Raw genomic sequence first — 7,879 nt, 5'->3', positions numbered from 1 at the left:
TGAAAGTTATCTACAAGTAGATAAGATTATGGAAATAGCAAAAGAAAGTGGTGCTGAGGCGATCCATCCTGGTTATGGACTTCTATCCGAGAACAGCGCCTTTGCCAAACGTTGTGTCGAAGAAGGCCTTACTTTTATTGGTCCATCTCCGGAAGTCATCGCTAAAATGGGCAGTAAAATTGAAGCGAGAAAAGCAATGGAAGCTGCTGGAGTTCCAGTAGTGCCAGGGATTGAACATGCACTTAAGGATGTCGATGAAGCTGCTGAAGTAGCCGAACGTATTGGGTACCCGGTGATGTTAAAAGCATCAGCAGGTGGTGGTGGAATTGGCATGCAAATTGTTCACAATGAAGAAGAATGTAGGAAAGCTTTTGCTGGAAATCAAACAAGAGCGCAATCTTTCTTTGGGGATGGAGCGATGTTTGTTGAAAAATACATCGAAAGTCCGCGTCATATTGAAATCCAAGTATTAGCTGACCAACAAGGCAACACCGTCTATATTTGGGAGCGGGATTGTTCTGTGCAACGTCGTCATCAAAAAGTAGTAGAAGAAGCACCCTCTCCATTTTTAGATGAAGCGACACGTACGAAAATGGGTGAAATGGCTGTTACGGCAGCTAAAGCAATCGGTTATGCAAATGCTGGTACGATTGAATGTTTGGTAGATGAAGATAAAGAGTTTTATTTCTTAGAAATGAATACAAGACTTCAAGTGGAGCATCCAGTGACTGAGGAAATCTCTGGTCTTGATCTAGTCGAGTGGCAGCYAAGAGTTGCAGCTGGGGAAACACTTGGTTTCACTCAAGAGGAAATAAAGCTTGAGGGGCATGCGATAGAGGTTCGTATTTACGCAGAAGACCCAAAAACATTTTTCCCATCACCAGGAACGATCACAGACATCAACTTGCCAGAAGCACCATACATTCGTCATGAATGTCCGGTGAGCGCTGGTTCAGCTGTCACACCATTTTATGATCCAATGATTGCAAAGCTTGTCGTCTCAGCTCCTACAAGGGACGAGGCGATTGAACGATTAGAGGCAGCGCTTGAAGAGTACACAATTGAAGGCATTAAAACTAATATTCCAATGTTAAAAGAAGTAATAGCTCACCCTGTATTTAAACGAGGTGAAGCGACGACTGCATTCGTTACAGAAAATTTACAACCAGCCCAAGGAGGAAAACGATCATGATGAAAGTGACAACAAATATGGCAGGGAATGTATGGAAGATGTTAGTGAAAGAAGGGGACCAAGTAGAAGAAGGTCAAGATGTAGCCATTTTAGAATCAATGAAGATGGAAATTCCTGTTGCAGCTGAAGCTTCAGGAACAGTGAAAGTGATTCACAAGCCTGAAGGGGAATTTGTAGATGAAGGTGAGGTTCTACTCGAGCTTGAATAATAAATGAGCAAGCTGAAGTGACCTTAACACTTCAGCTTGCCCTATAAAGGAGGATTTTGGTGCTACAAGAAAAAGTGTTGATACGTGAAGTTGGACCAAGAGATGGTCTGCAAAATGAAAAACAGATGATCTCAACCGAGGWTAAAATTGCCTGGATTAATCAATTATCCCAAACGGGCCTATCCTATATTGAAGTTACTTCATTTGTACACCCAAAGTGGATTCCTGCCTTAGCTGATTCTCTTGATGTAGTCAAGCAAATAGACAGACACCCTGGCGTGACCTATGCAGCTCTTGTACCGAATCAACGAGGTCTTGAGAGCGCATTAGAAGCTAAGATTGATGAAGTGTCCGTTTTTATGTCTGCGAGCGATACGCATAACAAAAAAAATATCAACAAATCAATGGATGAGACGTTCCCGGTTCTTGCATCGGTTGTGAATGATGCCAAGGGTGCAGGAAAGTCAGTCAGAGGGTATGTCTCAACTGTATTTGGATGCCCATATGAAGGTCATGTTTCCATTGATCAAGTAGTACATACAGCAGAAAAATTAATGGAAATGGGCATCGATGAACTATCCTTAGGAGATACGATCGGTATTGCAACCCCAAATCAAATAGAAGAAGTAATTAAAGCTTTAACCCATACCATTCCTATCGATAAATTAGCTCTGCACGTCCACGATACGAGAGGAACAGCACTTGCCAATGTCTATCAGGCGTATCAACTAGGTGTTCGTCGTTTTGATGGAGCGGTAGGTGGACTTGGTGGTTGTCCCTATGCGCCGGGTGCTGCTGGAAATGTAGCAACAGAAGACATGATCTATCTTTTTAATGGACTAGGTGTGGACACAGATGTATCTCTTAACCAACTATTAGATAGTGCAGAATTCATTCATCAAAAGGTAGGGAGAGCACTTCCTAGTCATAATTTACAAGCACGATTAGCAAGTGGTTCTTGTAAGGAGGAAGTGTAATGGATGCAAATGTATTAATAGAAAAAAACGAGCATGGTGTAGCTCTGATTACATTAAATCGTTCTGAAGCAGCCAATGCTTTATCTGTYCACATGTTAAAGCAGCTGCATTCCACACTTGATGAGCTCGTTTTTGATGAAGAGGTTCGAGTCGTCCTGTTCACAAATGCAGGTGAGAAGGTATTTTGTGCAGGAGCCGATCTAAAAGAGCGAGCGACCATGAATCCAATAGAAGTAAAGGAAACTGTTGCCTTGATCCGTACCTTAATGGATAAAGTCGAAGCTCTCCCTCAACCAACGATTGCTGCAATGAATGGGGGAGCATTTGGTGGAGGATTAGAATTCGCCCTTAGCTGTGACATTCGTTTTGCAAAAGCAGGTGCGAGTTATGGCTTAACAGAAACGGCTTTAGCGATTATCCCAGGAGCTGGAGGCACGCAGCGTTTGCCGAGGCTAATTGGACTTGGAAAAGCAAAGGAATTGATTTTTAGTGCTGCGAGGGTGGATGCTGATGAGGCTCTGGCCATCGGACTTGTCGAACGAGTCTTACCCGAAGATCAACTTTTGCAACAATCTTATGCCCTTGCAGATAAGATTGCTTCAAATGGGCCGATTGCAATTAAACAAGCGAAGCGTGCGATTCAGGCTGGCATGCAAGTAGATCTTGCATCAGGACTTGAAATTGAAAAGCTAGCTTATGAGCAAACGATTCCAACAAAGGACCKGCTAGAGGGGTTACAAGCTTTTAAAGAAAAGCGTAAACCGAACTACAAAGGAGAATAGGAGGCGTTCGCATGTCATTTGAAGAGGTATTACAAGAGCGAGTAGAGGAAATTAAAAAAGGTGGAGCTGAGAAATACCACGCAAGCAATGCAGAAAAAGGTAAGTTATTTGTACGAGAACGCTTAGAGCAATTATTTGACGAGGGTGTTGAACTAGAAGATGGCTTGTTTGCCAATTGTCAAGCAGATGGATTACCTGCTGACGGTGTCGTAACAGCGATTGGGAAAGTTCACGGTCAAACCGTTTGTGTGATGGCCAATGATTCAACTATTAAAGCAGGTTCTTGGGGAGCAAGAACGGTTGAGAAKATTATCCGCATTCAGGAAACGGCTGAAAAATTAAACGTTCCTATGCTTTATCTTGTTGATTCAGCCGGTGCACGTATTACGGACCAAGTTGAAATGTTCCCAGGACGTAGAGGAGCAGGACGCATTTTTTACAATCAAGTTAAACTATCTGGACGTGTTCCGCAAATCTGTCTATTATTCGGACCATCTGCAGCAGGTGGGGCTTACATTCCAGCATTTTGTGACATTGTTGTCATGGTGGATGGGAACGCATCGATGTATCTTGGCTCTCCACGAATGGCTGAAATGGTTATTGGCGAAAAAGTATCACTTGAGGAAATGGGTGGTGCGAAGATGCATTGCTCGGTTTCAGGATGTGGAGATGTGCTAGCGAAAACGGAGGAAGAAGCGATTTCAATGGCACGTGAATACTTATCATACTTTCCTGCAAACTACGGCGAATTGCCTCCTGAGAAGGTTTCAGCTGAGCCGAAACAATTTGAAAAAAGCATTGATGAGATCATTCCTCAAAACCAAAATGCCCCATTTAATATGCATGACTTGATTGAGCGAGTGATCGATGAAGGATCATTCTTTGAAATTAAAAAGCTTTTCGCACCAGAGCTGATTACAGGACTTGCTCGTATGGATGGGAAGCCAGTTGGAATTATTGCTAACCAACCGCGGGCTAAAGGCGGGGTCTTGTTCCATGATTCAGCCGATAAAGCAGCGAAGTTTATCAATTTATGTGACGCTTATCATATTCCGCTTGTCTTCTTAGCAGACATTCCTGGCTTTATGATCGGTACAAAAGTAGAAAGAGCAGGAATCATTCGTCATGGGGCTAAAATGATTTCTGCGATGTCAGAAGCTACTGTTCCTAAAATCTCCATCATCGTTAGAAAAGCTTATGGTGCTGGTCTTTACGCAATGGCAGGCCCTGCATTTGAACCAGATTGTTGCCTAGCATTGCCGAATGCAYAAATAGCTGTTATGGGTCCAGAAGCAGCAGTGAACGCTGTTTATGCTAAGAAAATCTCTGAGCTTCCTGAAGAAGAGCGAGCAGCATTCGTAGAAGAAAAACGAAAAGAATATAAAGAGAATATTGATGTTTATCGACTGGCTTCAGAAATGGTCATTGATGGCATTGTCCAAGGTAATGATTTGCGTAAGGAATTAGTGACTCGTCTTGAAGCTTACCGTACAAAAGAATTAGATTTCACTCACCGCAAGCATCCTGTTTACCCAGTATAAACAATCCATTTAAACGGACACATCGAATCTATGTGTCCGTTTTTCAAAAAGTGAGGGGGATATAAGATGAGTAAGACAGTATGGCATCCCACATCAGAATATATAGAGAAGACCCGTCTTTATCAGTGGATGAAAAAGCTAGGGGATTCAGATTATGATTCTTTTTTCAATAAAACGATTGAGGATGTTTCCTGGTTTTGGTCTGAAGCAGAAAAAGAATTAGACATTCCTTGGTACAAGCCTTATACGAAAACATTGAATGATGCTAATGGAATTGAGTGGCCTGTTTGGTTTGAAAATGGATCCCTAAATGCTGCTCATCTGTCGATCGGTAAGTGGGCGGAGGATTCTAATATGGCTAAAAAGAAGGCACTTATATGGGAAGGTGAAGACGGAAAGACGCGGACCTTTACTTTTTCAGACATGCAAGAAGAAATGGACCGAGTGGCAGCAGGATTGCGAAAGATTGGCTTGAGGAAGGGCGATGTAGTTGGAATCTATATGCCGATGCTTCCAGAAACCGTTATTGCGATGATGGCCATTTCAAAAATGGGGGCTGTGTTTGCTCCTGTTTTCTCAGGGTACGGTGCCGAAGCTGTAGCAACTAGATTGAACGCGGGCGAGGCAAAAGTATTGATCACAGCGGATGGATTTATGAGGCGAGGTAGGGCTGTGATGATGAAAGAAGAGGCCGACCGTGCAGCAGAGCTTTCGCCTTCCGTGGAAAAAGTTGTCGTAGTGAGAAGGCTAAAGGCCAATATTGAATGGAATGAAATAAGAGATGTAGATTGGCAAGATATGCGTAACTCAGAGAGTTATGAAGAGACTGAGGAAATGGATAGCCAAGATGCGCTCATGCTCTTGTATACGTCCGGAACAACAGGGAAGCCAAAAGGAGCTGTGCATACACATAGTGGCTTCCCAATTAAAGCAGCCTTTGATGCTGGGATAGGGATGGATGTAAAAAAAGAAGATGTCCTTTTTTGGTATACAGATATGGGCTGGATGATGGGGCCTTTCCTCGTGTACGGAGGTCTCGTCAACGGGGCGACAATTTTGTTATATGAGGGCACACCAGATTTCCCTAAGACTGATCGGATTTGGGAGCTTGTTGGTAAGCATAAAGTTACTCATTTAGGCATCTCACCAACATTAATTCGTTCTTTAATGGGACAAGATGAAGAGAATATCGATCAACACTCTTTGGAAACCTTACGAGTGATTGGTTCAACCGGTGAGCCGTGGAACCCTGAGCCATGGATGTGGTTATTTGAACGTGTTGGGAAGAAAAAGATCCCAATTTTTAACTATTCGGGTGGAACAGAGATAGCAGGAGGCATTCTTGGAAATGTGTTAGTGCGTCCGATTGGTCCTATTACCTTTAATTCTCCTCTACCAGGAATGGCGGCTAATGTATATGATCCAAATGGCAAGTCGGTTACGAATGAGGTTGGTGAACTAGTTATTACAAAACCTTGGGTTGGAATGACAAAGGGGTTTTGGGGCGATCCGGAACGTTACTTGAATGCGTATTGGAATCGCTTTGACCAAACATGGGTTCATGGCGATTGGGTCATTAAAGACAATGAAGGTCAATGGACGATTACAGGTCGTTCTGATGATATTTTAAATGTTGCAGGTAAGCGTTTGGGGCCTGCCGAAGTGGAATCGGTGTTAGTTGCACATGAGGCAGTAAAAGAAGCAGGGACAATCGGTATACCTGATGAAGTGAAAGGGGAAGCTGCTATTTGCTTTGTTGTTCTTCAAAAACGTTTGTCTAAGTCTGACTCTCTTAAACATGAGCTTTTAATGCTTGTATCCGAAAAACTTGGAAAAGCATTAAAACCGAGAGATCTTTATTTTGTGAGTGACCTTCCTAAAACACGTAATGCGAAAGTGATGCGTCGTGCCATCAAAACAGCTTATCTTGGACTGGAGGCAGGTGATCTATCAGCGCTAGAAAACCCACAAGTGCTAAGGGAAATTGAGCAATTAAAAGAAAACGTGAAGAAATAGGAGTAAAACGGATGAGACCTCGTGTCTGATCCGTTTTTCGTTTTACATTCCAATTTACCGCTAATTACCAAAAAAATAATTAAAATACTGTACATAAGTCAATTGAAAAAAACCAAACTATGAGTACACAAGGAGGTGAGAAACATGGCTAACAACAACAGCTCAAATCAACTTGTAGTACCTGGCGTACAACAAGCACTTGATCAAATGAAATATGAAATCGCTTCTGAATTTGGTGTACAACTAGGACCAGACGCTACAGCTCGTGCTAACGGATCTGTAGGTGGTGAAATCACTAAGCGTTTAGTTCAAATGGCTGAACAACAAATGGGTGGGTACCAAAAATAATCAAATATAATGGCTTACAAGAGGTGAGTTCGCTCACCTCTTCTTTATTTACTAGAGAATGGGAGGCAAAAAGGATGGCGATGTGTCCTGCTTGTAATGGATTAATCTCATCTATGCGAGCATGCGATGGCTGTGGTCAGTCTTTGAAAATCTATGGACGTATTTATGATTACCAAGATGACTACAGTGCATACGAAGAATATGATCTAACAAATGAGACGAGAAGCCCAACTCAAGAGAACGGATGCCCGCATTATGTAGGCTGTGAGGCGTGTAGGTCCTCTTATATCTATATCTTTATGGAATCATAAAAAAGCGACTTACCACTGAGATGGTAAAGTCGCTTTTGTTTGAATTAGTTACGAATTCGTAGTTCTGTTTCTGGGTCAAAGAAGTGAACTTTGTTCATATCGAATGCTAAATCAAGGGATTGGCCACCTGCGATGTCTGTACGTGAATCGATACGTGCAACAAAGTTTTGACCATGTAGAGAAGAATAAAGCACCGTTTCTGCCCCTGTTAACTCTGCTAAATCAATTTCCACTGTAATTTTCGTCTCAGGTGAAGATTCGATGAATAATAACTCATCATGAATATCCTCAGGACGAATTCCAAGAATGATTTCTTTATCTGCAAAGCCATTCTTACGGATAGTAGTGAGCTTACCAGCTGGAATTTTAATTGATACATCACCAACTTTAAATGTATCCCCATCAATTCGACCACTAATAAAGTTCATTGAAGGAGAACCGATGAAGCCACCAACAAAGACATTCTCAGGGTTATCATAGACTTCTTTAGGTGAACCAACTTG

Annotated in this window: 9 protein-coding genes; 8 read left to right on the top strand and 1 reads right to left on the bottom strand. The window is 42.4% G+C overall.

The window, feature by feature from the left end; translation table 11 throughout:
* From AB685_RS24230 to AB685_RS31060, 8 genes are all read left to right on the top strand, one after another.
* The coding region (locus AB685_RS24230) for a biotin carboxylase N-terminal domain-containing protein (protein WP_047973148.1) at positions 1-1,192 on the top strand (1,192 nt) is incomplete at its 5' end.
* Positions 1,189-1,401, top strand: a complete 213-nt coding sequence (locus AB685_RS24225) for an acetyl-CoA carboxylase biotin carboxyl carrier protein subunit (protein WP_047973147.1) — start codon at positions 1,189-1,191, stop codon at positions 1,399-1,401. The genes AB685_RS24230 and AB685_RS24225, both read left to right, overlap by 4 nt.
* 59 nt (positions 1,402-1,460) lie before the next feature.
* The gene (locus tag AB685_RS24220; RefSeq protein ID WP_047973146.1) at positions 1,461-2,378 is read left to right on the top strand and encodes a hydroxymethylglutaryl-CoA lyase; all 918 of its coding nucleotides are present in this window, start codon (positions 1,461-1,463) and stop codon (positions 2,376-2,378) included.
* A complete protein-coding gene (locus AB685_RS24215) occupies positions 2,378-3,160 on the top strand; it encodes an enoyl-CoA hydratase (RefSeq protein ID WP_047973145.1) in 783 nt (260 codons plus the stop codon). Before AB685_RS24220 ends, AB685_RS24215 begins: the two co-directional genes overlap by 1 nt.
* An 11-nt stretch (positions 3,161-3,171) precedes the next feature.
* Positions 3,172-4,701, top strand: coding sequence for an acyl-CoA carboxylase subunit beta (locus tag AB685_RS24210; RefSeq protein WP_047973144.1), 1,530 nt, complete (start codon positions 3,172-3,174; stop codon positions 4,699-4,701).
* Positions 4,702-4,767: 66 nt separating this feature from the next.
* Entirely contained in the window at positions 4,768-6,717 is a 1,950-nt protein-coding gene (locus AB685_RS24205) for an AMP-binding protein (protein WP_047973143.1), read from the top strand.
* A 144-nt stretch (positions 6,718-6,861) separates the two neighbouring features.
* Positions 6,862-7,065, top strand: a complete 204-nt coding sequence (locus tag AB685_RS24200; RefSeq protein ID WP_012957684.1) for an alpha/beta-type small acid-soluble spore protein — start codon at positions 6,862-6,864, stop codon at positions 7,063-7,065.
* Between the two features lie 74 nt (positions 7,066-7,139).
* Positions 7,140-7,376 carry a hypothetical protein gene (locus AB685_RS31060; protein WP_128755939.1) on the top strand — a complete coding sequence of 79 codons (237 nt, stop codon included), beginning with the start codon at positions 7,140-7,142 and terminating at the stop codon, positions 7,374-7,376.
* A gap of 44 nt (positions 7,377-7,420) precedes the next feature.
* On the opposite strand, the gene AB685_RS24195 is transcribed toward AB685_RS31060, so the two are convergent.
* Positions 7,421-7,879 (bottom strand): TOBE domain-containing protein (locus AB685_RS24195; protein WP_047973142.1); only part of this gene is annotated, 459 nt, incomplete at its 5' end.

It is taken from the genome of Bacillus sp. LL01 (assembly GCF_001037965.1).
The sequence above is the reverse complement of the archived record's forward strand: the minus strand, read 5'-3'. Positions and strand labels throughout refer to the sequence as shown.

Excerpts from the sequence above, each read along its gene's own strand:
- AB685_RS24225 (WP_047973147.1), top strand. The coding sequence starts at position 1,189 with ATGATGAAAGTGACAACAAATATGGCAGGGAATGTATGGAAGATGTTA.
- AB685_RS24205 (WP_047973143.1), top strand. The coding sequence starts at position 4,768 with ATGAGTAAGACAGTATGGCATCCCACATCAGAATATATAGAGAAGACC.
- AB685_RS24200 (WP_012957684.1), top strand. The coding sequence starts at position 6,862 with ATGGCTAACAACAACAGCTCAAATCAACTTGTAGTACCTGGCGTACAA.
- AB685_RS31060 (WP_128755939.1), top strand. The coding sequence starts at position 7,140 with ATGGCGATGTGTCCTGCTTGTAATGGATTAATCTCATCTATGCGAGCA.